The organism is Vibrio sp. 10N.261.51.A4 (assembly GCF_041471945.1).
Lineage (GTDB): Bacteria > Pseudomonadota > Gammaproteobacteria > Enterobacterales > Vibrionaceae > Vibrio > Vibrio crassostreae_C.
In genome coordinates, this window is record NZ_JBFRPJ010000030.1 from 13,135 (window position 1) to 37,952 (window position 24,818).

Here is a 24,818-nt window from a genome sequence, read left to right on the forward strand (position 1 = left end):
GGAAACGTAGAAATGATGAAGTCGTTAAAGTGAATGTCGCAAATGATCAGTAATGTGTTGTACACCAAAGCGCACTGGGTCCGTCACTGGCACTTGATAGAGTGTGGTCCATTCTTGGCACAATGTCTCAGCCTCTTCAATGCTAATCGCCGACGTGTTCAAGCAGATACCCACCAGCTTCGCGTCTGGATTAGTCAGTCGCGCCGCTTGCAAGTTGGCTTCAATCGTCTGTTCTATGCTTGGTAATTTAGCATGAGGAAGGTTACGAATATGTGGTCGCCCAACTTCATGACACAGCACTAAGGCATCAGCTTGTGCGCCATGTAAAAGACCCAAACTCACGCCTGCAAACGAAGGGTTGAACAAAGAGCCTTGCCCTTCAATGATGTCCCAATCGTGGTCGGTAAAATCAGGGCTAATCGCTTCAACTGCGCCAGAAATAAAATCCGCAACCACCGCATCAATCGAAATACCGCTGCCTTCAATCAAAATACCTGTCTGCCCTGTCGCTTTAAACTGAGCGGATGTTCCCGCTTGTTTAAGCGACTTTTCAATCGCTAATGCCGAGAACATTTTGCCTACTGAGCAATCAGTTCCGACAGTAAGCAGGCGCTTACCTTGACGAAGCTTACCGTTACCAACATTAAGAACACCGTCAAAATGGCGTACATCATGAAGCTTAGTCAATCCTTGTTGCTGCATGTCAGCAAGCGGTGAAAATTCGCTCAATCGTTGGTGCATGCCAGATGCAATCTCATATCCCATTTCTGCAGCGGCCATAATGGTTGACTGCCAAGAATCAGGAATAACACCACCCGGATTTGCGGTACCAATCACTAGCGTCTTCGCGCCCTGCGCTTGCGCCTCTTGCAGGGTCATATCCGTTAAGCCCAGTGAAACGGTATCACCCGTTAAACGCAGTTGACCTAGGCAGATTTCTGGTCGCCATTGATGAATACCGCGAGCTGTTTTTGCAGCGAGTGGGTCAGTAACATCCCCAAGAAAAAGAAGGTAAGGTTGAGCGATCGACATGAGTATTCCTAATTAATAAGCCCTTGTATGGGTTTACTTTAATTAAGAACTTCGAAGCTGCCGAATGCCTATTTATGGCGAGCCTATAACCTTAAGTTATAGGGTGAGTATGGATTTTCAATGAAGCGATAAATTGCTTAACGGAAATCGACTGAGGGGTGTGCTCTGCGCAAAGCATCGATACCGAAAATTGGATGTCTGGTTGAAGCGGCAACACACAGACCGCATCGTCATTTTGATATTGCTCTGCCGTCCACGGATCAACAATCGCAAACCCCGCTTGGTGCTTGACCAGTTCCGCAGCGGCGCTATACCCACGTACAGATATCGGGTGGTGATAATGCTGCTCACGTGCAATAAGGCGTTGATGTAACAGGAGGCCTAATGGATCGCGGCTATCGAGCCCGATGATTGGCAGCGGATAATTGATCAGATCATCTAACGTTAATTCCGCGGGGAAATGATCAACCGTATTGGAAGGAACTAAAACCTTTAGTGATTCGGTTAATAGCGTTTCACTTAATATCGCAGGCGGTGCTTCATCGCCAAACGCGATAGCAATATCAAGCTCATGCTTTAATAACCCAGCACACAGCTCATCACGGTTTGCAGTCAGCAACTCAAAAGATAGCTCTTGTTCCCGAGACATTTGGGCTATTACCTGAGTTAGTAATTTAGTCGCCAGTATCGGCGGCGCACCAATGCGTAAATGCTGATGGCCTTGCTTCACTTTGTTGGTCAGAGATCGAAATTGCCCCAATTGCTGATACACCTTTTCCGCTTCTGGCAGTAAGGTTTTTGCCTCAACCGTTGGCACCAACCGCCCTTTAACTCGTTCGAATAAGCCAAACCCAAGTTGTTGCTCCGTGTGCGCCAAAATACGGGTCACGTTTGGTTGCGACACATGCAAGCTGCGCGCGGCTCCAGATACGGTTCCGGTCTGCATAATGGCGTAAAAGACTTCCAATTGTCTTAGGTTCACATTGATGTCCTTATGGTTCGCGAAACAAATCTAGGGTTTGGCTTTTCTTGTATTAGCTAAGCTGTTTATCGGTCTAGCTAGCGTTTTGCGTGAGTCTATTTTAGTAGCTCAGCTATCGTAGGTTGAAGTATCTCAGCCCAAGTTTGATAAGCCTTCGCATTCAAATGCAGATCATCACACGAGTACTTGTTCGACAACAGCTTATTAGGCGACAATACTGAATTCACATCTAAGAACGCAATGCCTTGCTGTGTACAGTACTCGCTTAGCTTGCTATTGAGCAGTTCAACCGACGGATTTAAACCTTGCAGTTTAGAGCCAACATAAAGCGTTGATTGCACCAATATGCGAATCTCATTTTCTTGCCACACCTTAAGCATATCAATGTAGTTCTGGTAGATATGGTCGACATCATAACCCTGAGCTAAATCGTTTATCCCTGCCATAAAACACACCAGCTTTGGCTTCACATTCAACGTGGTATCAATACGGCGCAACATGCCAGTTGTGGTGTCACCCGCTAAGCCACGGTTGACCATCGAAACATCGCGAAAGATATCCGCCCACGGGGCCCATTCGGTGATCGAATCACCAAACATGACTAGGTCTGCACTTGGGGAAAAATGGCGATGGTTATCTGATGTCATGATGTAACGACTCATACTGTGGCCTCGTTGCTGAATCTCAGACTGAAGAGCGACTGCCTTGAGGATCTCGCTATCTGGCGTGGCGCTATCAAATTGAGCTAGCAATCCTTCGATATGAGGCTTAAAAGGGCTAAGACGAGTACTCAGTTGATGATGTTCTTTAAGGGAAGATAACCTCTCTAGTAATGCATACAAAGAGCGGTTTTGACCAACTTCTTGGAATAACTGATAGAGATCGAGGACAGAGTGTTGCTGTAGCGCGGCAAGTAATTGCTTGTCTTCCATGGTGTTATCTAACCCTTCAATTATCTGATGATGAACTCAAGATAATATCCGATTGCGTACGGGATAGATAACACTAGAAGCAGAGAATTACTTTTCTTTGATTAGCAGATGGTTACGGTTATCGCGGCTTTTCTTAATGAGCTCGTTGCTCTCGTCCATTTCATCTGACTTAGCAAGGCGATCATAAAGCAGCACGTTAACTGTCGCAGCCAAGTTCATGCAGCCTACTGTTGGTACATAAACAACATGATCTGCTCTGTCGGCGACATCTTGAGAAATAGAACCGTCTTCAGGGCCAAAGATATAGATGGCATTTTCTGGGTGTTTAAAACGCGGCAGTGGTGTTGCACCCTCAGCGAGTTCTACACAAACAATTTTCGTTTCTGAATCAAGGTTATCCAAAAACGACTCGACACCCGTTAGTGGGATAGTACGCGCAGCACTCTTGGTATCGGTATGAAATTTAGCGGCTTTTTCGTAGCGTTGCCCTGTGTATTTAACTTCGTCGACTTGGTAACAACCAGCCGCGCGCATAACAGCACCAACGTTTGTCGGGCTCTTTGGGTTAGTTAAACCAATAGTCACATGGCTTTTGTTCATGAATCTTTCTCACTTAACGAATAGACATAGCAGGGTGCTACAAAGCGTCGCATTCTACCAAAGCAGCGCCAAATTCAAAAGCATCGTAACAAACCGCTCTTTTTATCATTAAGCCCCTAGTTGCAAGGCTTCTAACGTCAAAAACCTAACCGCCATCATGTTTATAAAACAAAAATATTTCTGGATAACAATTCAACAACAAGTCCATTTACATTTTAAAACCACATTAATAATGTGTTGAAAATTGCATGAGATAATCACACAGGAAGCGTGACATGACCCTAACCATCAAAAACCGCCTTTATATTCTCTCTTTCATTCCGTTGCTACTAATGGCAATTGGCATGATGAGCGTGACGTATATGAAGAGCACCGAGCTAACCGCACAGCAAGTTGAATCGACGCGTAGCAATATGATGGCGATGAAAGAAAAGGAACTCAAAGCGTATCTACAAATGGCCTACTCTTCGATCAGCCCATTTTTGGATAGAGGTGCAACATTAGAAGAAGCCTTACCAACATTAAGAACACTCGAATATGGCGAATCTGGCTACATCTTTGGCTACGACTCTAAAGGCGTTCGAGTGGTTGTTGGACAAAACAACGATGGTATTGGTAACAACTACTACGACCTGCAAGACAAAAAAGGCAACTACCTGATTCGTGACTTGATCAAGAACTCAAAGCTTGGTGAATTCACCACCTACTACTTTCCAAAACTTGGTCAATCCGAAGCCCTACCGAAACTGAGCTACTCGATATTCGTTCCCCAGTGGGACTTGATGCTAGGTACAGGCTTCTATACTGACGACATCGATGCGGTCATCGCAGAGATGAAAGAGAGCTCAAATGCTGCGTTACAAAGCTCATTGACGGCCATCGCTATATTCTGTGGTTTGATTGCCCTAGTAGTTGCTGTGTTTGCCGTTGCCGTCAACCGTACCATCATGCAACCATTCGAGCAGTTTGATCGTTCAATCAGCGCATTCGCGAGTGGCGAAGCTGACTTAACCGCTCGAATGGAAACCTTCAAAGCGCCCGAGTTCACAAAACTCAGCGAGAACTTCAATGCCTTTGTGGCAAGCCTGCAAACCATCATTCGCAGCGTAAGTGATGTCGGTCAGCAAGTCGTAGCCGAGACATCTAGCATGTCTTCTCGTGCTGCGCAGGTCGACGAGATTGCTACAGGGCAACGTGAAGAGACAGAACAAGTTGCAACAGCGATGACTGAGATGACCACAACGGCGCAAGAGATCTCGAGCAACGCTAGCCAAGCGGCGGATTCCGCCAAGCTTGCAGAGGGCAATGCAAAAGAAGCGCAACAGATCGTAAACGCAGCTGCAGACTCGGTGGCAGGCCTAGCGAGCGAAGTATCAGAAGCGAACACCGTGGTGTCTCGTTTAGAAGGCGATGTACAAAACATCTCCTCTTCATTGGCGGTCATCCAAGACATTGCCGAGCAAACTAACCTACTTGCGTTGAATGCCGCGATTGAAGCTGCGCGGGCGGGCGAACAAGGGCGTGGGTTTGCTGTAGTAGCCGATGAGGTACGTAAGCTAGCAAGCCGTACTCAAGAGAGCACTGGCGACATTCATAAGATGATTGAGCAACTTAAAGCTGCCTCAGATGCTGCTGTGAAAGCGATGGATTCAAGTCAAAACCGAAGTGCGCAAACCGTGGAAGAAGCGAATGCCGCAGCCGAAGCACTGGCGAAGATCCAAGCGTCGATTGATACCATCATGGACATGAACTCGCTTATTGCGACAGCGACTGAACAGCAGAATATTGTCGGCCAAGAGATATCTCAACGCATCGTGGTGATTTCTGACCAAAGCTCACAATCGGCCGAACTCGCGAATCAAAACCGTACAGGTAGCCAAAACCTCAACAGTCGTGCAAATGAGCTGTATCACTTGGTAGATCGCTTCACCGTCTAATACATTTTCGGTCTAGTAAGCCGTAATCAAACGCTAATTAATCCTAAAACACGTCGGGCTTCAGAATCTCTATTCTGAAGCCCGTTTTTATCGGTGGAGGTTTTAAGCCATACACTAATCCAATTGCTCAGAAAGGAAGTCCACCAGCAGGCGAACCTTTGAAGATAAGTTGCGGTTCTGAGGATAAAGCGCCCAGATCCCTTCTTTGTCATCTCGATAATCGGACAGCACCTCAACCAACTCACCAGAATCAAGGTCTTCACTCACATAGTATTCAGGCAACTGCACCAAGCCAATGCTCTGCTTAGCTGCGTCTAACAAGGCTAAACCACTGTTGCACTTAATGCGTCCGTTAACACGAACTGAGCGAGGGCGTCTATTTTCTTTGAAACGCCAATGTTCAAATCCACCGACTAAACATTGGTGATTATTTAATTCTGATAATGTATGCGGCTCGCCATAACGTTCAATATATTCAGGGCTTGCACATACATAAAGTTGGCGTTGAGACAGCCTCTTTGCCACAAGGCTTGAGTCTTCCAAGCGGCCAAGACGAATCGCAACATCAACACCCGAATCGATAAGATCGAGCTTTTGATTGGTCAGCATCAGCTCAAGCTCTACTTGCGGGTGAAGCTTTAAGAATTGATGCAGTATTGGGGCGAGTTGGCGCTCACCATAAGTCACAGGCGCGGTGACTTTCAGTAAGCCTTTGGGTGTTGATTGCATCTGCGTGACCGCAAGCTCAGCAATTTCTAAACCTTCGACCAACAACTTACATTGTTGGTAATAGAGTTGCCCAGCCTCTGTAAGAGACACCTTTCGAGTCGTTCGATTGAGCAGTTTCACTGCGAGTCGTTCTTCGAGGTTTGCTACTCTCCGACTGATTTGAGCCACCGACGTAGCGAGCTTCTGCGCCGCACCAGTAAAGCTTTCACGCTCTGCCACTGCAACAAACTCACTTACCCCTTCCCAATTGGCCATGCCTTTACCTTATGCTGAACTTTGGTTACCCATACAGTGTATTGAAGTTAGATATCAGTGTCACCTTGCTTGATATGCGCTGTGCATTAATCTTCGGCACCTATAGTCATTCCCTTACAGAACCATATTTTTGTCCTAACATTAACCTCATCCCCTATTGCTAGGGTGAGAATCTCTAAAACACTGGTACAACAAAGTAAGGTATCCCTTTGAAGAAGTTAATCATACTTGCATCAACTCTTGTACTCAGCACCACTGCGTTTGCAGCAACTAAAACAACAATTCAAGAAACAACGCTAAAATCTGACACATATGCTAGTGAAGTCGAAGCATACGATGCAGGCACCAACCTTATGGATGAGTTACGCGCAAAAACACCTTTTGAGCTTTCAAGAGAACTGCCACAGTTCCAACAGACAACCAAATACGATTCGTTCAAGATTGATGATGCAAATATGGAAGTGAAAAAGATCACTAACATGAACGGCGACATCCACTACCAAGCGAACGTAAAAGTGGACTACCGTTACACATACAAAGACGGTCTTAGCAGCTAACACTGAGTGATTGATCAGGTCTAAAAACTGATCACCTAGTCAAAAAGAAAGCCCGCACTCATAGAGTGCGGGCTTTTTTGTCGTTCACCGCTGATTAATCGGACTCAATACGAGCAACCATTATCGGCTCATATGCGTCTGTCTAATTTTGAAAATTACACTTCAAACTGAGACACAAGGCTATCTAGCGCTTCACACTGTTCAGCCAATGCCATACATGCATTTTCTGCGCTGCTTGCCATCTCAACCATTTGCATGGTGCTTTCAGCGATGCGTTGAACATTCTTATTCACTTCTTCAGACACTTGAGACTGTTGCGAAGCCGCAGTCGCGATTTGAGTGTTCATTTCGTTCATCATACCGATAGAATTACGAATCTCGCTCAAAGAAGACGCCGCAGTACCCGCTTGAACAATGGTTTTCTCGCCACTCACTTTGCTTTCAGTCATCACACCAACCGCGTGTTTAGCACCCACTTCTAAGCGTTCAATCATTGATTGGATTTCGCCAGTGCTGTCTTGAGTTTTACTCGCAAGCGCTCGAACTTCATCAGCCACAACCGCAAAGCCACGGCCTTGTTCACCCGCTCGTGCCGCTTCAATAGCCGCATTCAAAGCAAGTAGGTTGGTTTGTTCTGCAATACCTTTGATCACGCCAAGGATTGAGGCGATGTTCTTCACGTCTGTATCTAGTTCTTGAACCACACCACCCGCGTTCTCGATATCTTGAGCAAGGCGTTCAATCGAAGTAACAGTTAAGCCAAGCGTAGTATCGGCCGATTCCACTTCATGGTTTGCAACGTTACTTGCGGTTGCCGCATCTAATGCGTTACCACTCACCACTTCACTGGTTGCTTGCATTTCATGAACTGCAGCCGCGACCACTTCACTTTCTCGCTGTTGATTAGACGAGAATTCAGCAACACTTTGCGTGAGTGATTTGATGTTTTCCATCTCGCCACGTACTGCGTTCGATGTGAGAATAACTTGCTCCACGGTGACATGGATCTTGCCAACAAACTGGTTAAAAGCAGAACTCAAACGAGCGATCTCGTCATTACCTTCGACCTTCATACGTTGAGACAAGTTACCGTCGCCCGATGCGATCTCATTCATCGCTTTCTCTACGTTCTGGATTGGCTGAACGATAAAGCGATTCGATAACCACATAGCGAAAAATGCAGCGAAAACAGCAACGGCCATACCTACTTCAATGATCAATTTGCTTGATTCAATAGAGTCATCGGCTTGCTGGCGAAGCTCTTTCTGTTTCAATTCGATCAGAGTTCGGATATCGCGCAATTGAGTACGAATGATCGCAAACTCTGCGTCAAGCGCTGGTGAGTAATCAATATTGTATTGGTCTGCGTTTGCCGGATCAGCGAACATTGGCTCGTGCAGTGCCACCCACTTGCTCATCGCGTTAACAAGCTTTGATAACTCGCCACGTGAAGATGGATCCAACACGCCCGCTTGATACAAGGTTTCGACACTTTCAAAACGAGGAACCGCTTTGTAAGCGTTGTCTTTAAATTCAAATTTTTGGTACTCAATCGCCGCTTGGTCTTTCGAGAGTAATAGACCTTGAGCAGAAGCGATAACTTGATAAATGTCACGATACCCATCTTCCAAATTGTCTAACACGGGCTGAACCACATTATTGAGCTCATTATTAATCGCAGCTTGAGCATTTGATCTGATAACGTTGAGCACAGTAACGGTAGAAAAAACAATCACAATCACCAACAGCGGGATCGCGATTTTACTCTTAATCGAAAGATTATTGATATTCATTGGGATTAATAACCACACTTCAAATAGGGATGCGCGCGCAATATACAGCACACATATAAAATCCCGCTAAGCTTTTGTGAGCTTCATCTCATAGCAAACGATACCGTAAATTCGTGTGATGTTTTTTCAATCAAAGGTTAACTTTCGGCGACTAAAATACTCTCTGATTTAGACTTATTTGCTGCTGATACGCGCAAATACTGGAGAAGTGTTAGAAATAACACCATAATGTAGGGCTCTAAAATAAGTAGGTAAGAACATGAAAATTTGTGGTGTTGAAATCAAAGGTAACGATGCAGTCATCTGTCTTCTTTCTCTATCAGATGGTGTATTTAACATTCCTGATTGCCGAGTTTCTAAAGTTTCAATTAGCGACGCAAACGACACACAGAATATGAAAGACTTTCAATTCTCTTTTGCAAAGTTAATGGAAGATTACCAAGTAGATAAAGTTGTAATTCGTCAGCGCCAAACTAAAGGCAAATTTGCTGGTGGTGGCTTTGGTTTCAAACTAGAAGCAGCAATTCAACTGATCGACGGCCTAGACGTAACCGTTGTATCACCGGCTGACATCAAAGAGAGCCTTAAACGTAACCCTCTAATGATGAAGTTCAAAGAAACTGGCCTTAAACAATACCAAGAAGCGCCGTTTACTACGGCATACGCTTGCTTGATGAAGCGCTAATAAAAAGTCGCTAGCCAATATTTGATACAGAAAGAGCCTGAATATTCAGGCTCTTTTTTGTTTCTAGTAATCAGCTTTAAGTAGAATTAGTTTGCTATACAGACTACCTCTCTAACGCTGTTCGTCTGCGGACCTTAATTAACTCCGGCTTCCTCACCACCAAATACACAGCTGTTGCTGACAACGCGAAGCCCATTGCCCCGTAGAAGTCGAACGATTCCCCAAAGATGAGCCAGGCTTGAATTGCTGTCGTCGGTGGCACCAAGTAAAACACTGATGCCACACTTGAAGATGCACCGTGCTCTACCATGTAAAGCAGCAAAAGGATTGCAACACAAGACAGAACAACCACCAGCCAGGTTAGAGTCAACGTGAATTCTACAGTCCAGTTCACTTGCATCGTTTCGTAACGCATTGCGAACGGTAGAAACAGCGCAGCAGAAGCCAAGTATTGGACCATCGCACCGCCGACCATATCTGTCCCCTGACAAAAACGCTTCTGATACAGAGTGCCGCAGGTAATACCCACTAAAGAAACCAAACACAATAACGTTGCCAAGCCTTTTTGGTCTTCTGACTGCCATTCAATATTGCCCATCAACACCAAACTGATACCCGCAAAACCAAGCGCTAATCCCAACCACTGTGCAAAATTAAAACGCTGAGAAGTACAGCTGATCATAATCAATGCGGTAAGAATCGGTTGCAAGCCAACAAGTAGAGAACTCAGCCCGGCGGGCATACCCATATCAATCGCCAGATAGGTGCCACCAAGGTAGAAACCATGAATCAAGATGCCGACCACACAAGCGTGGAAGAATGCTCGACCACGAGGGATACGACGCTTAAGGATTGCAATCAAAACCAAGAACAGCGCCACGTTGGCTGCCATCCTCAGTGAAAGTAATGTTGCGGGTTCGGCGTATTCCACACCAAGACGTGCGCCGACAAAGCCTGACGACCACAATATTACAAACACAAACGGAATCATTTTAATCAGCATTACAAACCTCTAGTCAACTCTTCATCAATGCTGCTACCTTAGTTGGGTACAGATAACTAATAAAGACACAGATATAACACTTTAAATGGTTACAGATTAAAAGTGAGCAACGAGGGAGAATAACGTGGAAGCAGAAGTCAGCGGCAATAAATACCTTGCTACCGAACAACATATTAAGGCTCAGATCGATAAAGGACTCTTTCATCCAGACGATCGCCTTCCCTCAATTCGTCAGTTAAGCGAACAGCTTGGCGTGAGTAAAAATACCGTGATTCGTGCCTACCAAGAACTGGAAGCGACAGGCTGGGTTTACTCAGTACCTAAATCTGGCTATCGCGTGAAAGCACCCAACACCACAAGCTGGGATTCGCCAAACCAACCTCAAAAAGTTGACCTGTTGTCGGTCACCAAGTCTGTACTCTCTCGTCCAAAAGGTCGTCTGAAGTTGCTGGCAGGCTCAGCACACCCGAACATCAATAACCCTGCGATTCGTAGCTTGTACGCCGAAATCGGTCGGCATAGCCGTTTGCAAACTCAGCTTCCCGGTTATTACCAACTGCCTCCTGGAGATGAGCAGTTAGTAAAGCAATTGTTAAAGATCACCCATGATCTTGGTGTGCCTGCGGGATCGAAAGAGATTGCGATTACTCATGGTGCTCAACAGGCGATCAGCCTGGCTCTGCGTGCGCTCACCAAGCCCGGCGACATAGTGGCCGTCGAGTCACCATGTTACTTCGGTAATCTACTTTTACTTGAGTCGCTTAGCTTGCAAGCCCTTGAGATTCCAAGCAGTGTTAGCCACGGTATTGATATTCCATCACTACAGAGCGCGTTAGACAAATGGGAAGTGAAAACCTTACTGCTAACGCCAAACTTTACCAATCCGACAGGCTCTAGAATGCCTCTTGCTAATCGAAAAGCCTTGTTGGAGATAACCGGATCTTTGCCTATTATCGAAGATGATGTTTTCGGCAGCTTAGCGTTTGACGCACCAATTGCCAGCCTCAAAGAGCTTGATGATCAAGATAGAGTTATCTACGTCAACTCATTGTCTAAAACCTTAGACTCACGCTTGCGAGTCGGCTGGCTACTATCCGGTCGTTACCAGCCTTTGATCGAAAAGTACCTCTTGTGCGACAACATGGGGAGTTCCAACCTAATGCAATCGGCAGTGGGGCAGTTCCTCACCACAGGCAAATACCGCAGTCACCTTTCGAAAATGAAACGGCTTTACCAAACCAATCAAAAGCAATTCCAAAGCCTTTTAATTCAAGCATTGGATAGTCACCCTCACCTTGTCGAGCGCTACCACTTATCAAGACCTGAAGGCTCTTTTTTAAACTGGATAACACTGCCTGAGTCAGTCGATAGCTACGCGGTCTATCAAGACTGTTTAAAGCATAAGTTGGGGATTTTACCCGGCACAGTGTTTGGGACGAATGACCAATATAAACATTGCCTTCGCTTCACTGTCGCCAATATTGAAGAGAGCAAAGAGTGGAAAGAAGGGGTAGTGACACTAGCGAAGATAATCGCTAAGCACGTGCGTTAGGTTACCTTTCTAATTACCATTTAGACCAAAACAACAAAGCCCCATTCAACTGAGTGGGGCTTTCATCATTATCATATCTTGAGTTGCTTAAATACGATGGTTAGTTAAATACGATTACCCTTGCCAAGCGAACTGTTCAAAAACTTTGTCGACTGGCGTTTTAGCAACGTGGTTTACGTAATTACTGATCACTTTCTGAGACAGGCCAAGAATTACTTCTAGCACTTGTTGCTGACCGTAGCCCGCTTCGAAAAATGCTGCCATTTCACTTTCAGGCACATTGCCGCGGTTACGTACCATGCTCAGCGTAAAATCATGCAGGGCTTGCAGCTTTTCAGTGGGTAAATCTGTGCGATTACGCAGTGCTTCGGTGATTGCAGGATCAACCTTCATTGAATGTGCAATGCCAGTGTGTGCAGGAACGCAGTAGTGGCATTCGTGTTCAACGTTGATGGTTTGCCAAACAACCGTTAGCTCTTCAGCATCGAAAGATGAGTCACTAAACGCCTGATGAAGCTGAGTGTAAGCCTTAAGTGTGTTTGGAGATTCAGCCAACACACCAAACAAGCCCGGCACTCTGCCCATCTGCTTTTTAGCGCCCTCAAGAATAGGTTGGCTTTGCTCTGGCGCGGATTCTACTGAGTGAATTTTGAAGTTGCTCATTGCTCTATCCCTATCAATTTTCGGTTCTAAAGTTATTCAATCACGGAGCAATTAATGAATGTTCTCCGTTGGTGTAAAAACAATATAGATCAAACAAGAACGATCGTTCAAGTGTTATTTTGAACAGTTGTTCAATTTATACATTGAAGCCAGAAGAATGTCTTCGTTCATAACAAGAAAGCCCAACAGGCAAACACCTGATGGGCTTTCTCTTTTTCTCAATTTTTTTGCAAGCGGCTACCAATATTCTGCGTGGGCCAAGCCTTTAACACAGCTCGACTTGCCACTTGTTACTTTAATTTCACCACCAGTCAACGATTGAGCCAACCAACCGTGAGAGAAACTCAATTCAAAGGGCGCAGGGACTTGCTCAACGGTAATTTGCTCAAAGCCCACTTTTGAATAGTAGTTAGGATCACCGTACGTCACTGCAAGCTCAATACCCTGCTCTTTTAGGAGCTGCAAACCGGAGTTAATCAGGCGCTGACCAATACCACGCTTTTGCACCTGAGTGCTCACCGCGACTGGCGAAAGCAAATATGCCTTGGTTTCATCGTCAAATGAAAGCGACGTAAAGATAATCGAGCCTACAATCGTACTATCCGCATCCGACTCACTAGAATCATCTTCAACAACAAAGCAAAATAGCTCTGTCGGAGCTGTGGTCGTTAAAAGATCGTTGGCAAGCTCACCCAAAGTTTTACCTTCGTTCTCACCTTCTGAATCCGTAAAGGTTTGAGTGAAAACTTGAGTGATCGTTTCGATTTCGCTTGAATTATATTGTCTAAATTTCATGGTGTTACTCACTTACTTTAATTTCTTGAGCACAAAGAACTGATAATCAAAATCACGTTGTTCAGAACCTTTCAAAGGCTGTTGATCCAAGCCGTTCTTTGATGTGTTGCTATCGAAAAATTGTTTAACTTCATTGTCGCAATCTACGAGCGCTTTTGAGTTCGGCATCGTTGCTTTAAGCGCTTCTACTCGCTTTTGAAAGGGCTGGTAATACGCAAGCCAACCAGCATCGCTCAGTGCAAAGTGCTCCAAGACTTCATAACCCGCAGCTTGTGCCTGTTTAATTCGCTCGGATACCGTCGTCATGTCTGGATACTCTTTTTGCCAGAACGCTTTGCTCGATTCGTTAGGTTGTTCGGTATTCCACACCAAATCATTAACGACCAATATGCCGTCATCACTGAGTAAATTTCGCCACTGCTTTAGCGCCTTTTCAACACCCATGATGTAAGCGCTGCCTTCCGACCAAATTAGGTCAAACGACTTAGCTTCAAACGGCAGATCCATCATGCTCGCGCATACGGTTTTGACGTTGCTTTCTAAGCCAAGAACCTGTGCTTGCTGAGTCAGAACATCTAAACTCGGTTGATCATTATCTACCGCCGTTATTTGCACATCCACTTGATGTTCTACTAAGGCTTTCGCTAACACAGAGGTGGCAATACCTTTACCACAACCGATCTCAAGCACACGTTTAGGAGAAACCGAAACGTGTACCAACGCCGCTAAAGTATCTTCCGCTGTTCCTGGCCCTAAACGCTGTAAACCCTCAAAGATCACCTCAAAATCCGCCATGTACTGGTCATGATCGTTCATGTCTTTTGAAAGCCATTTCAGTCGCAGTGCTTGCTTCTCATCAAAGCCTTGCTTAATGAGCCAATCGAGATGCGCATCAGGCGCCACCTTGTCCATCGATTCATGCCAATCTTGCAAACCACTCTCGCCTAACAAGGCCGATAAAAGATCTCTCGAACGCTGTTTCTGAGCGATCTCTTCGTCCAATTGTTCGAGTCGGTTTTGTAACAAGGAGCGGTCAACCTTGGCATCCAAACACGCCTGACACTCTTTCAACGTCAGTCCACCCGCTTGTAACTGCTGCAACAATTTCACACGCTGCAAGTCGCGTTCGGAATAACTTCGATAACCATTATTGGTGCGTTGAGCTTCTATCAAACCCAACTTTCCATAGTACAAAAGCGTTGAACGGCTCAGGCCAACGAGCTCCGCTAATTCAGATATGCGATACATCCACTTCTCCCTCATTTCAGTAGTAAAGATAAACTATGAAGTTGTAGTCAGGTCAACAGAATTTTCGACACTTTTCTCGTTCTTTACCTATTTACCTTCAAATTGATAAAGCGATCTGAGCGTGTCTTTTACCCATAGAACGGTTAGTCATCGACATTGCCTGAACGGGATTCAGGAAAGGAGAAGTATTAAACTTGATGAATTGAAAACAATTAGCTCATAAACATACTTCTTTTTAACTGAATTTTGCCAATTTCTAAATCATTCAATAATGGACGAACGTTAACTAAACGATAAATAAACTCACCGAGTGAATACTTAAATCAACCACACATATACACCAGAAATTCCTGCTTAAATTTTTTAGAAAAATTCAAAATTTATTAGGGCGTGTTGATCGCTTATATCTTGGGTGTCGGTGACATCATTCATAAGCTACTGCTCGACGTTGGTGTCGATGTATCAGCATCCGTTGCGTATACCATTTTCAGCCTATTGATGGGTGCTATCGTCGTCTCGGGCAAGTCTTATATCGACAAACTGAATCGCGGGCTATTCATCTTGATGGTCGTGATGCTGTTTATCGTTATCGCGTCATTATTTAGCAACATTCGCCTTGATTACCTAACTCAAACCAGCCAATACACAGCCAATGATGTGGTGCAATACAGCGCGGTTATCTTTACCAGCTTTGCCTCTATGGTGGTGATCCCATCACTGGTGATCTACAACCGTGAAGCGACTCAAAAGCAGATCCGCAATATGATTCTGCTTGGCTCAGTGATTCCATTAATTTGCTACCTGACTTGGTTATTCGCGATTATCGGCAACCTCGGCACAGACGCGATCAGCCAGTTCCACAATATCTCTGAGTTGATCTCTGCGTTCAGCGGCCAATCTGCTTGGTTGAAAGTGGTGATCGCTCTGCTCTCTGCTCTGGCCTTGGTGACTTCTTTCCTCGGCGTGTCGATGGCGCTTTACGACCAAAACAAAGATGCGGTGACCAACAACAAAGCGTTGGCTTATGCGCTAACCTTCATCTTACCTTTGGTATTAGCTGAGCTGTTCGCTAGCCAGTTTGTAAGCATGCTGGACTATGCAGGCATGGTCCTGGTGTTCCTAGCTATCTGGGGCCCACTCGCAATGGTAGTTAAGGTTCGCAGACCTGACTTCCCTCACCTACAAACCGAAGGCAGCTACACAGCAGCCGGTGGCGACACGGCATTAATGGCGACATTTGGTTTTGGTGTCTTGGTTTATGGGGTAGATTCCATTGAATGGACTATCTGTTGCCATTTAGAAGACAGCAGATACAAATAGCCCGTTAGTCCTGCTATTAAAAGTAGAGACTAACGGGCATTTTACTTCTTATTGGAGTGCTTGCTAGTTAGCTCTTAAACGTACTCGCAATATCTTTCAATGAAGCTGCTAACTGAGCTTGTTCTTTGGCTGTTGCAGCTATTTGCGTTGCACCTGTCGTAGATTCTGTCGACTTCTGCTCTACTGCCATGACGTTTTGAGCAATATCTTGAGTCACTACCGCTTGCTCTTCGGTAGCGGTTGCGATCTGCTCAGTCATGCTAAAGATCTCGCTCACCGATGCTGAGATACCTTGTAAGGTGTGTTCCACCTCTTTTGAATCCTCAACCGCTTTAGACGACATCTTCTGACTGTTATCAATCACATTAAACGCGGTTTGCACATCAGACTGTAACGAGCTGATGAAACCTTCAATTTCAGCTGTCGACTGCTGAGTACGCTGTGCTAACGTGCGAACTTCATCAGCCACTACCGCAAATCCACGACCTTGCTCACCCGCTCTTGCCGCTTCAATTGCCGCGTTCAATGCTAACAAGTTAGTCTGTTCAGCGACGGACTTAATCACATCAATCACACTGTTGATGTTATTACTGCTCTCGTGTAAGTGCGTGATCTTTTCCGCTAGATCATTAATTTCAGATGCCAGTTTTTCGATAGAGTGGTAAGAGTTTTGAACCGTACTCAAACCTTCTTGAGACTGCTCATCGACCAGTTTAGCGGAACTTGCTGTCTGCTGAGTTTTAGTCGCCACCTCATTTACCGTTGCTGATAACTCTTCTGTCGCCGTCGCAACCAAGCCAATTTGGTCTTGTTGTTGCACTAGCGTGTTCGAATTGTAGTGACAGGTTTGTGAGGTTTCTTCAGCGGCTGAAGCTAAGGTCAGACTCGACTGAGACAGGTTGTCGATAACGTTTGAAAACTTCTCTAGCGTTTCGTTGAGTGCCGAAGAGATCTGTCCAAGCTCGCTGTTGCCAACGAACTTAGCGCGAACTGTTAAGTCGTTGTCATTACGAACCTTAGACAACATCACTGTAAGATCTTTTACTCTCATCGTCAGGTCGCTGATCGCCTTATAGCTCACGAAGGTCGCGAACAAGGTTATCAAAGCAAACAGACCAATACTCATCATCATCGCAGACTGCGCCTCTGACATTTTTTTCTCTGTCAGTGCGATAAGCGACTCTGCTAGGCGGTTTTCTGTTTTCTTTAGCTGAACAATACGAGCGGTAGATTGCGAGAACCAGTACACAGGATCAACATCAAAACCGCTCATCTTAGATTCAGCCAAACCACGAAGCTTTTCTACTTCTGCCACCGAACGATCATTCAATTGCTGTTCAAAGAAACGAGCGTTAGCTGGGTTACTCAATACCTCAAAGTTTGAGAAATAGGTATTTTGCTCAGTCACCAAAGAGATGAATTTAACCAACATGCCTGGGCCAAATTCATTTTTAGAGAAGGTATTATTTAGGACAGCACGCTCGATACCCGCTCGCTCTTTACCTTGTAAAAAGTTGTAGTAAGCGATGGTTTCAGTGGTGATGGCAGCATCAGAGCTAAGCTCAGCAATTAACGCCGATACGCTCAGCAGCTTTGCATTAAGTTGGGTGTAATAACCCAAAGCCTCAGACAGCGGAATCGATTGAGAATCGACCCGATTACGAATAGAAGTAATTTGATTTAGGCTTTGGCTTATTTCAGTGTTCAGCCGAGTGATCTGCGGTAAATCGATTTCAGCAGATTGCCAGTATTCGGTTTTCAGATTACGTCTATTATCTGCACTGGCTCTTTGTGCACGTAGTTCACTGACAAACTTAGTGCCCTGTGAGCCGATAAACCCAGCCGTCATTCCACGCTCTTTTTGTAACTCATGCACAAGTTCACTGTACACAACCGACAAACGGGTAAGTTGGTTTAATGAAGACAATTCACTGGTGGTTTCTACGCCTTTTGAAATCGCAGAAACGCTAAGCCATAGAAATCCCAAGATCGGTAAAATAAGCAAAGCGATGATTTTTTGCTTAAAAGACATATCGGTTAATTTCATTATCATTTCCCTAGCAGCTAACAAATCTTTTCAGTCATCTAACTCGCACACCCTTAATAAGATGCGCCTCAATTGTGACTGTATAATTATTCAACTTGATCAATGTGCATCAATTACCGTGCCACACAGATCGCGATGCGATGAAGTTAACATTTAACCTTACAAAATTCATTGATTTACCGATAAAACTGTTAGCTAAGCGACCTAACGATACCCAAAACACATGCGACAACATTTTATTGACGTAAGCGACTGAAATCTGACACACTTTAACTACCCAAAAGGGGTAGGCCTGCACCAATTATGTGCTCAGAGAAAACGATATATTCAGAACTAACTATAGATTCAACGCTCACCAGCGATTGATTCACAACTAATCAACTCCCTATTCTGCGCTGATTAACTGTCTATTCCTCGTTAACTAAATATGTATAATGCCGAATTATCAAAGTAGAGATTCGCAATAAATATGCGACAACAACTGAGAGATATTGTATGGATTGTCCCGCTTGCGAAGAACATATCGGTTGGGAATGGGTAGAAGAAGCGGCTATTGAACCCAATGAGGAATTCGATTGTCCAGAGTGCGAAGCAACATTGATGTACACCATCGATGAAGGCACCTACTACGGCGCTCAGCACAAGACCGTAGAAGTTATTGATGATTAAGATTATTTCCTGATGATCTGGATGTTTTATTAACTCTTTGATGTTCTAAGCCTGCGCAAAGCAGCTAAACACACCTTTACTAGAACGGGCGTTCAGCATAAGATATTGAACATATGTTCAGATTAATGAAGTAGATGTTATGGCCAAGACAGCGAAGTTCGATAGACAAGATGTAGTAGATAAAGCAACGAACCTGTATTGGGAAAAGGGCTTTCATGCGACTTCTATGCGTAACCTGCAAGACGTGATTGATATGCGTCCAGGCAGCATCTACGCGACGTTCGGCAGCAAAGAAGGCTTGTTTAAAGAGACATTGGCTCGCTATACCGAACTTGGCATCCTCAATCTAAACCGCTTTCGCAGTGAAACCGAATCGCCGATCAAAGCGCTCGAAAATTTCGTAAAACGCGCCGTTGTCGAATCGAAACAAAGTTCGCCAAATGGCATGTGTATGCTGGCTAAAACGGTCGCAGAACTGACTGATGAACACGCAGAATTGTTAGCAGAAGCGAAGAAGTCACTTAAGATAATGGAAGGTGAGTTCGCCAAGCTGATTGCAGAATCACAAGAACTGGGTGAGATCAGCAAAGAGCGCGAGCCGACGCAACTTGCTCGACATGTTCAGGTTCAGATCGCAGGCCTGCGTACTTACGCCAAAACCTGTGACGATATCGATTTACTTAATTCTATGGTTGAAGACGTATTTAAGTACCACCCTTTTTAAGGGCTGAACTTATACATTAGAAAGCGATACAAAAAGACTCCACTTTCACCTTAACCGGCCTGAGCGGAGTCTTTTTAGTTTTGATCTAGTTAACTTTATAGATGATAAACTTTGCGGTTTAAAGAGTTACACCTTTCTCATGATCAACGCCTGAGCATTAAGCATCGCTTCCTTAGTACTGACATCTAACGTTTTCACGTTCGCAAAGCGTTCTACTTCTTTAATCGCCACATCGTGAGCAAAGATCACCAGCCTCGCTCTTTCAATATCTTTCTGCGTGATGCGATTACCTATCCCGTTGGCACCTTGTGTTTCGACTTTAATCCGAACTCCAAGATGATGCGCCGCCTTTTCTAACGATTTCGCCGCTAAGAATGTATGGGCAACACCAGACGGACAAGAAGTGATCGCCAATACATCCGCTTGCCCCTCTTCCGTTACCGAGCCACCCGTGAACTGATTAGAATTCGCTTCGCCTTCGACCACGTTCTTTTTCAGCAGTATCACAATCAGAGCCGTCGTTAGAGCCCCTGCGAGCGTGCCGACGATATAGCCAATCTTGCCATCCACCACCGGCAGCACAATCCAGCCGCCCCATGGTGCATGGTTCACTACATGGAACATAAAGCCGACCACGTTACCAACTACGCCACCAGCAACAACAGCAGGCAGAACGCGCGCAGGATCGGCGGCTGCAAAAGGAATCGCACCTTCACTGATGCCAATCATTCCCATGATGCCTGCGGCTTTTCCGGCTTCGCGTTCGTCTCGTTTAAACTTCTTCGGCGATATAAAAGTCGCCAGAGCCATGCCTAATGGTGGCGTACAGATCGCAATACCGACGCCCCCCATCAACCATGGCTGAGTATTAACCTGAGTTTGGGCAAACAGCGTTGCGACCTTATTGATCGGGCCGCCCATATCAAAGGCAGTCATCGCACCCAAAATGCTACCCAACACCACTTTTCCTGATCCGGCCATGCCAGTGAGCATTTGGTTCATCTCTAGCATCACTTGGGCAATAGGAGAACCAATCACCCACATCACAGCCCCACAGGTGACAAAGGTACCGACTAGTGGATAGATGAAGATAGAGCTCAGCGAGATCATGCTGTCTGGCAGTTTGATCTTCTTGAGTAGATTAACCACAAAGCCCGCGAAGAAGCCGACCACAATCGCACCGAGAAATCCGGTGTTGTATTGATTGACCGCGACCCAAGAACCAATCATGCCCGGTGCTAAACCCGGTTTGTCGGCCATTGAATACGCAATGTAACCACCCAGCACGGCGGTAAACAGGGTTAACCCTGCGATGCCCATTTGTGCGATGTCAGCCAGAACGCCACTCTCAGGCACTGCGCCATGACCCGACATCATTACCGACAAAGACAAAAGCACACCACCCGCGACCACGAATGGAATCATGTGTGAGGTGCCGTATAACAAGTGTTCTTTAAGGCGATTAAGAGATTGTGCCCAAGGGCTGAGTGGCTCGACATACACTTCATGATGGCTAGAGGCGTAACTATCGAAAGGTTCAAAATTGGCTTCGAGAAACAGCTCTTGAGCTTCCTCGACCGACTCCACCGCCTTTAATTTTGTAACAAAGCCATCTTCGATGAGTCTGGTCGAAATCTGAGCTAGTACCTCGATATGGTGGTCGTCGTGGTTATCGGGAGAAGCGAGCATAAAGAACACATCCGACAGCTCGCCGCCGTCTGCGCCATAATCGATGCCAGAACGGCTGATACCTACCGCCACAGCAGGTTTAGCTACGGCAGTACTTTTCGCGTGTGGAATCGCAATACCATCGTCAAAACCTGTATTACCGATGGCTTCACGCTTCCAGATATCATCAAGGAATTCACGTTTATTGGAGAGCTTACCGGCACGGTCTAGCAGTTCAACAAGCTCTTCAAATACCGCCTGTTTTGAGTCTGCTTGTAAATCTAAGCAGATGATTTCGGGCTCGATAATGTTGGTGATATCCATATGCTGCTCTGCCTCGCCTGATTTCAGACTGAAGTAATTACGTAAGTGATAAGGTTAATAAGATGAAAAGATTAACGGTGTGAAGGCACTCAATATATAGGACGAAAGGTGCATTAACTGGATTATTGTAACCAAGAACTCAGAGTGTGACTTTCACCTTGGAATAAAAAACGCCAATCCATAAAATCCACAGAACCCATAACAATATCGTCCCTCTGTCATGCGAGCTTTCCATACTGAAGTTCCCATGCAAGATAGCTTTTCCAAGGTAGCTTCTGAAAGGTAGCTTATGTAACGTAACAGGGACGAGATTAAGCCGAGAATAATAATGAGAATTGTAGCGGTAACTGCGTGCCCTACAGGCATTGCGCATACTTATATGGCAGCTGATGCTTTAAATAAAACAGCCCCTAAGTTCAACGTTTCAATCAAGGTTGAGACGCAAGGCGCTATGGGTATTGAAAACTTACTGACCGCCCAAGATATTACTCTCGCAGACAAGGTGTTGATCGTCTCTGATATCGACATTGAACAGCCAAGCCGCTTCGACCCAGCTAAAACCTTATTCATTCCCATGGAAGAGGTGTTGTTGAATGTCGATAAAGTCTTTATTAAGCATTGTCGAACCTAAACCTTTCATGAACGAATATCAGATCACCTTCTTCGTTGACGATCCTGCCGCAAACTCACATGTCGCGCAGCCGCTGACTCGCTTAGCGAAGAAGTTCAAAAGCAACATCCGCATTATCAACATCACTCAAAATCGAACCGCTGATCTCTCCAAATCCGTTGCGATGCTGCAAGTAGGTTTACTTCGTGGTGATTTGTGTCAGATAACCGCGGTTGGGATTGATGCGGAGCTGGCCTGTTTCGTTCTCAAAGATGTAATTGCTGAGCATTACGACATGGTTGGCTCACAAGTGAACCATGAATTCTCTAAAGATTTAATCCAGCGAATGCCACAAATATGCCCGCCTTGTGACATCAAATGGCACCACGCTAAGGCGCAAACCCAACTGACCAAATTTGAGTGCTTAAAAGGGCTCGCTCACCTTGTTTACCCAGAAGACCCAGATGAATTGATTCTGGCATTTATTAAGCGAGAAGAACGCTCTTCAACCTGCGTGTCACCGGGTATTGCACTGCCGCATGTGATGTTTGAATCGACTCAAGATCTCTCGATTGCGGTTATCGTCAGTGACGACCCAATTGACTGGGCATCACGTATCGGCGAAGTGCATGTGGCCATTGCTCTTGTTCTGCCAACCAAGCCACAGCGTGAGCACATTGTCGCGGCGACCAACCTAACTCGAAACCTGCTTCACGATCAGGTCAATGAACGTCTGCAAAAGACTCGAAGCAGTGTCGACCTGCAAGCTCTGCTGATGTACATCTCGTCACGCCTTATCTAATTCATCTCTTCTGGTCAAACTCAAAGCATCCATTAATCCCCTGTTGTGACACCTATCCAATCGTTATAAGCTCATTTTCTCATACAATAAAAAACGGCTGAGCATTAGAGCTCAGCCGTTTTATGTTTAATTACTTGTTTAACTGGTTAGCTAACTTAAGCTGTTTTTTTCGCTTGTTTCGCATCCTCAACCGAGTCGTCTACAGCTTTCACCAACAGCAAACCAACTACGAATACGATACCGCCACACAGTACGAACATCATTCTTCCCCAGAATGGGTTCGGTAGAGCAAACATCGCCATCACTGCCACACCAGACACTGCGATCAGTGAGCCCAGCATGTGACGTTGTTTGTTGTCCAGTTTCTTCTGTGCTGTTGATTCAGAAACCAATGGTGTCGCAAGGTTGTTGAAGAAGGTATCAACATCTTTCTGACGAGACGCTTCTAGTGGTTTGTAGAACAATGTCGAAAGAACAAAGAAGCCGCCAGTAAACACTAGGTGCGCAATCAGACCTACTGCAACTTTCAAGTCAGACCATTCGCGGCCTGTTAGAGGCTCTAGGTTGAACAAGTTTTGTAGCATTTCAGCGGTAATCACGAAACCAACGATGTAAGACACAATCGCACCGACCACTAGCGTACCCCAACCTGCCCAGTCCGGAGTCTTCTTAAGGAAGAAGCCACAGAATGCTGGAATGGTCATTGGGAAGCCAATAAGTGCACCCACGTACATCATGGTGTCGAACAAGCTCAAGCCTTTTAGCGAATTGATAAACAGCGCGATAAGGATGATAGCTAGACCGAAGAAGGTAGACATCAACTTAGACACAATCATCAGCTCTTTCTCTGTCGCGTTTGGACGAAGAATCGGTTGATAGAAGTTGATTACAAAGATACCAGAGTTACGGTTTAAGCCTGAGTCCATAGAAGACATAGTTGCCGCAAACATCGCTGCGATTAGAAGCCCCACCATACCCGCTGGCATGTATTGCTCTACGAAGTAAAGGTAAGCGAAGTCGCCTGCTTTAGAGCCTGCGTCTGGGTAATGTGCTGCAAGGTCAACGCCTTGTCCTGCAACGAACCAAGGTGGCATGAACCAAATGATTGGACCGATCGTCATCAGAATACATGCCAACAGTGCCGCTTTCTTCGCGTTCTTTGAGTCTTTTGCCGCTAGGTAACGGTAAGAGTTCAACATGTTGTTGGTGATACTGAACTGTTTGAAGAAGATGAAGAATGCCCAAATTCCGAAGATGCTTACGTAGTTCAGATTGTTACCAGAAACGAATGATGCGCCTTCTGCTACAGGGAAATCGTTGATGATTTCAGTAACGCCACCACCTTGTACGATAGCCACTGCAGCACACGTTACGGTTACCGCCATGATAATAACCATCTGCATGAAGTCAGACGCGATAACCGCCCAAGAGCCGCCTGTCACCGACATAACAAGTACAACAAGACCAGTCAGAACGATGGTTGTCGTCATGTCGAAGCCAAAGATGCCCGATGCGATGATCGCCAAACCGTTCAGCCAGATACCTGCAGAAACAATACTGTTCGGCATGCCAGACCAAGTAAATACTTGTTCGTTGAAGCTACCAAAACGCATACGAATCGCGTCAATTGGCGTTACCACACGCAGTTGACGGAATTTCGGAGCGAAGTACAGGTAGTTCATCAGGTAACCAAATGCGTTCGCTAAGAAGATAACCGCGACAGCCATACCATCGGCATACGCTTTACCCGCTGCGCCAGTGAAGGTCCAAGCACTGAACTGTGTCATAAACGCAGTCGCGCCAACCATCCACCAAAGCATGTTACCGCCCCCGCGGAAATAATCACTGGTTGTACTGGTGAACGTTCTAAACGGCTTTGTTGCGTAATTAA

The 24,818-nt window shown here is 45.6% G+C and carries 21 protein-coding genes and 1 pseudogene; 9 read left to right on the plus strand and 13 right to left on the minus strand.

Annotated elements, in window-relative coordinates; translation table 11 throughout:
• Positions 1-24: 24 nt before the first annotated feature.
• The 4 genes from dgcN to AB4384_RS07675 all read right to left on the minus strand — a co-directional run bounded on the left by dgcN (position 25) and on the right by AB4384_RS07675 (position 3,546).
• Complete coding sequence (gene dgcN, locus AB4384_RS07660) at positions 25-1,032, minus strand: N-acetyltransferase DgcN (RefSeq protein ID WP_017061677.1); 1,008 nt, start codon at positions 1,030-1,032, stop codon at positions 25-27.
• Positions 1,033-1,123: 91 nt separating this feature from the next.
• Positions 1,124-2,014 carry a LysR family transcriptional regulator gene (locus tag AB4384_RS07665; RefSeq protein ID WP_017066887.1) on the minus strand — a complete coding sequence of 297 codons (891 nt, stop codon included), beginning with the start codon at positions 2,012-2,014 and terminating at the stop codon, positions 1,124-1,126.
• A 95-nt stretch (positions 2,015-2,109) separates the two neighbouring features.
• The gene (locus AB4384_RS07670; RefSeq protein ID WP_017061675.1) at positions 2,110-2,946 is read right to left on the minus strand and encodes an SGNH/GDSL hydrolase family protein; all 837 of its coding nucleotides are present in this window, start codon (positions 2,944-2,946) and stop codon (positions 2,110-2,112) included.
• Positions 2,947-3,033: 87 nt separating this feature from the next.
• Complete coding sequence (locus tag AB4384_RS07675) at positions 3,034-3,546, minus strand: RNA methyltransferase (protein ID WP_017111519.1); 513 nt, start codon at positions 3,544-3,546, stop codon at positions 3,034-3,036.
• A 275-nt stretch (positions 3,547-3,821) separates the two neighbouring features.
• Between AB4384_RS07675 and AB4384_RS07680 the strand changes: the two genes are divergently transcribed.
• Entirely contained in the window at positions 3,822-5,483 is a 1,662-nt protein-coding gene (locus AB4384_RS07680; RefSeq protein WP_372129254.1) for a methyl-accepting chemotaxis protein, read from the plus strand.
• Between the two features lie 114 nt (positions 5,484-5,597).
• Here AB4384_RS07680 and AB4384_RS07685 read toward each other — a convergent pair whose 3' ends face one another.
• A complete protein-coding gene (locus AB4384_RS07685; RefSeq protein WP_017064933.1) occupies positions 5,598-6,467 on the minus strand; it encodes a LysR family transcriptional regulator in 870 nt (289 codons plus the stop codon).
• 209 nt (positions 6,468-6,676) lie between these two features.
• On the opposite strand from AB4384_RS07685, the gene AB4384_RS07690 reads away from it, so the two are divergent.
• Positions 6,677-7,024: a DUF3316 domain-containing protein gene (locus tag AB4384_RS07690; protein ID WP_017064934.1), complete on the plus strand. Its 348-nt coding sequence runs from the start codon at positions 6,677-6,679 to the stop codon at positions 7,022-7,024.
• 155 nt (positions 7,025-7,179) lie between these two features.
• Here AB4384_RS07690 and AB4384_RS07695 read toward each other — a convergent pair whose 3' ends face one another.
• A complete protein-coding gene (locus AB4384_RS07695; RefSeq protein WP_372129256.1) occupies positions 7,180-8,817 on the minus strand; it encodes a methyl-accepting chemotaxis protein in 1,638 nt (545 codons plus the stop codon).
• 259 nt (positions 8,818-9,076) lie between these two features.
• On the opposite strand from AB4384_RS07695, the gene AB4384_RS07700 reads away from it, so the two are divergent.
• Positions 9,077-9,502 (plus strand): DUF3010 family protein, encoded by a 426-nt coding sequence (locus AB4384_RS07700; protein WP_017069797.1) that lies wholly within the window; start codon positions 9,077-9,079, stop codon positions 9,500-9,502.
• 103 nt (positions 9,503-9,605) lie between these two features.
• On the opposite strand, the gene AB4384_RS07705 is transcribed toward AB4384_RS07700, so the two are convergent.
• Positions 9,606-10,505 (minus strand): DMT family transporter, encoded by a 900-nt coding sequence (locus AB4384_RS07705; protein ID WP_372129257.1) that lies wholly within the window; start codon positions 10,503-10,505, stop codon positions 9,606-9,608.
• Between the two features lie 124 nt (positions 10,506-10,629).
• On the opposite strand from AB4384_RS07705, the gene AB4384_RS07710 reads away from it, so the two are divergent.
• Positions 10,630-12,057 carry a PLP-dependent aminotransferase family protein gene (locus tag AB4384_RS07710; protein WP_372129259.1) on the plus strand — a complete coding sequence of 476 codons (1,428 nt, stop codon included), beginning with the start codon at positions 10,630-10,632 and terminating at the stop codon, positions 12,055-12,057.
• 114 nt (positions 12,058-12,171) lie between these two features.
• Here AB4384_RS07710 and AB4384_RS07715 read toward each other — a convergent pair whose 3' ends face one another.
• The 3 genes from AB4384_RS07715 to AB4384_RS07725 form a co-directional block, all read right to left on the minus strand.
• On the minus strand, positions 12,172-12,720 hold the full coding sequence (locus AB4384_RS07715) for a carboxymuconolactone decarboxylase family protein (protein ID WP_017069794.1): 549 nt from the start codon (positions 12,718-12,720) through the stop codon (positions 12,172-12,174).
• A gap of 237 nt (positions 12,721-12,957) precedes the next feature.
• The gene (locus AB4384_RS07720; protein WP_372129261.1) at positions 12,958-13,527 is read right to left on the minus strand and encodes a GNAT family N-acetyltransferase; all 570 of its coding nucleotides are present in this window, start codon (positions 13,525-13,527) and stop codon (positions 12,958-12,960) included.
• Positions 13,528-14,763, minus strand: coding sequence for a MerR family transcriptional regulator (locus tag AB4384_RS07725; protein WP_372129263.1), 1,236 nt, complete (start codon positions 14,761-14,763; stop codon positions 13,528-13,530).
• A gap of 390 nt (positions 14,764-15,153) precedes the next feature.
• On the opposite strand from AB4384_RS07725, the pseudogene AB4384_RS07730 reads away from it, so the two are divergent.
• A pseudogene (locus tag AB4384_RS07730) lies at positions 15,154-16,083 on the plus strand (aromatic amino acid transport family protein); the annotation flags it as partial.
• 67 nt (positions 16,084-16,150) lie between these two features.
• Here the strand turns inward: AB4384_RS07730 and AB4384_RS07735 are convergent.
• Positions 16,151-18,130: a methyl-accepting chemotaxis protein gene (locus AB4384_RS07735; RefSeq protein ID WP_372129265.1), complete on the minus strand. Its 1,980-nt coding sequence runs from the start codon at positions 18,128-18,130 to the stop codon at positions 16,151-16,153.
• A 495-nt stretch (positions 18,131-18,625) separates the two neighbouring features.
• On the opposite strand from AB4384_RS07735, the gene AB4384_RS07740 reads away from it, so the two are divergent.
• Positions 18,626-18,799 carry a hypothetical protein gene (locus tag AB4384_RS07740; RefSeq protein ID WP_017061661.1) on the plus strand — a complete coding sequence of 58 codons (174 nt, stop codon included), beginning with the start codon at positions 18,626-18,628 and terminating at the stop codon, positions 18,797-18,799.
• Positions 18,800-18,938: 139 nt separating this feature from the next.
• Positions 18,939-19,523: a TetR/AcrR family transcriptional regulator gene (locus AB4384_RS07745; RefSeq protein WP_017076914.1), complete on the plus strand. Its 585-nt coding sequence runs from the start codon at positions 18,939-18,941 to the stop codon at positions 19,521-19,523.
• A gap of 126 nt (positions 19,524-19,649) precedes the next feature.
• Here the strand turns inward: AB4384_RS07745 and AB4384_RS07750 are convergent, their stop codons facing one another.
• On the minus strand, positions 19,650-21,515 hold the full coding sequence (locus tag AB4384_RS07750) for a fructose-specific PTS transporter subunit EIIC (RefSeq protein ID WP_108122802.1): 1,866 nt from the start codon (positions 21,513-21,515) through the stop codon (positions 19,650-19,652).
• 328 nt (positions 21,516-21,843) lie between these two features.
• Between AB4384_RS07750 and AB4384_RS07755 the strand changes: the two genes are divergently transcribed.
• Together AB4384_RS07755 and AB4384_RS07760 are read left to right on the plus strand one after the other, a co-directional pair.
• Positions 21,844-22,146, plus strand: a complete 303-nt coding sequence (locus AB4384_RS07755; RefSeq protein WP_372129267.1) for a PTS fructose transporter subunit IIB — start codon at positions 21,844-21,846, stop codon at positions 22,144-22,146.
• A gap of 7 nt (positions 22,147-22,153) precedes the next feature.
• Entirely contained in the window at positions 22,154-22,927 is a 774-nt protein-coding gene (locus tag AB4384_RS07760) for a PTS sugar transporter subunit IIA (RefSeq protein WP_017092229.1), read from the plus strand.
• A 155-nt stretch (positions 22,928-23,082) separates the two neighbouring features.
• Here AB4384_RS07760 and AB4384_RS07765 read toward each other — a convergent pair.
• Positions 23,083-24,818, minus strand: a 1,736-nt coding sequence (locus AB4384_RS07765; RefSeq protein ID WP_372129269.1) for a sodium:solute symporter family transporter, incomplete at its 5' end; no start/stop codon positions are given.

What these genes read in the sequence shown, in the direction of transcription:
- AB4384_RS07670 (WP_017061675.1), bottom strand. Translation starts at nt 2,946, where the DNA reads ATGGAAGACAAGCAATTACTTGCCGCGCTACAGCAACACTCTGTCCTC.
- AB4384_RS07695 (WP_372129256.1), bottom strand. Translation starts at nt 8,817, where the DNA reads ATGAATATCAATAATCTTTCGATTAAGAGTAAAATCGCGATCCCGCTG.
- AB4384_RS07715 (WP_017069794.1), bottom strand. Translation starts at nt 12,720, where the DNA reads ATGAGCAACTTCAAAATTCACTCAGTAGAATCCGCGCCAGAGCAAAGC.
- AB4384_RS07745 (WP_017076914.1), top strand. Translation starts at nt 18,939, where the DNA reads ATGGCCAAGACAGCGAAGTTCGATAGACAAGATGTAGTAGATAAAGCA.
- AB4384_RS07680 (WP_372129254.1), top strand. Translation starts at nt 3,822, where the DNA reads ATGACCCTAACCATCAAAAACCGCCTTTATATTCTCTCTTTCATTCCG.
- AB4384_RS07750 (WP_108122802.1), bottom strand. Translation starts at nt 21,515, where the DNA reads ATGGATATCACCAACATTATCGAGCCCGAAATCATCTGCTTAGATTTA.
- AB4384_RS07740 (WP_017061661.1), top strand. Translation starts at nt 18,626, where the DNA reads ATGGATTGTCCCGCTTGCGAAGAACATATCGGTTGGGAATGGGTAGAA.
- dgcN (WP_017061677.1), bottom strand. Translation starts at nt 1,032, where the DNA reads ATGTCGATCGCTCAACCTTACCTTCTTTTTCTTGGGGATGTTACTGAC.
- AB4384_RS07675 (WP_017111519.1), bottom strand. Translation starts at nt 3,546, where the DNA reads ATGAACAAAAGCCATGTGACTATTGGTTTAACTAACCCAAAGAGCCCG.
- AB4384_RS07735 (WP_372129265.1), bottom strand. Translation starts at nt 18,130, where the DNA reads ATGAAATTAACCGATATGTCTTTTAAGCAAAAAATCATCGCTTTGCTT.
- AB4384_RS07685 (WP_017064933.1), bottom strand. Translation starts at nt 6,467, where the DNA reads ATGGCCAATTGGGAAGGGGTAAGTGAGTTTGTTGCAGTGGCAGAGCGT.
- AB4384_RS07755 (WP_372129267.1), top strand. Translation starts at nt 21,844, where the DNA reads ATGAGAATTGTAGCGGTAACTGCGTGCCCTACAGGCATTGCGCATACT.
- AB4384_RS07700 (WP_017069797.1), top strand. Translation starts at nt 9,077, where the DNA reads ATGAAAATTTGTGGTGTTGAAATCAAAGGTAACGATGCAGTCATCTGT.
- AB4384_RS07705 (WP_372129257.1), bottom strand. Translation starts at nt 10,505, where the DNA reads ATGCTGATTAAAATGATTCCGTTTGTGTTTGTAATATTGTGGTCGTCA.
- AB4384_RS07760 (WP_017092229.1), top strand. Translation starts at nt 22,154, where the DNA reads ATGAACGAATATCAGATCACCTTCTTCGTTGACGATCCTGCCGCAAAC.
- AB4384_RS07725 (WP_372129263.1), bottom strand. Translation starts at nt 14,763, where the DNA reads ATGTATCGCATATCTGAATTAGCGGAGCTCGTTGGCCTGAGCCGTTCA.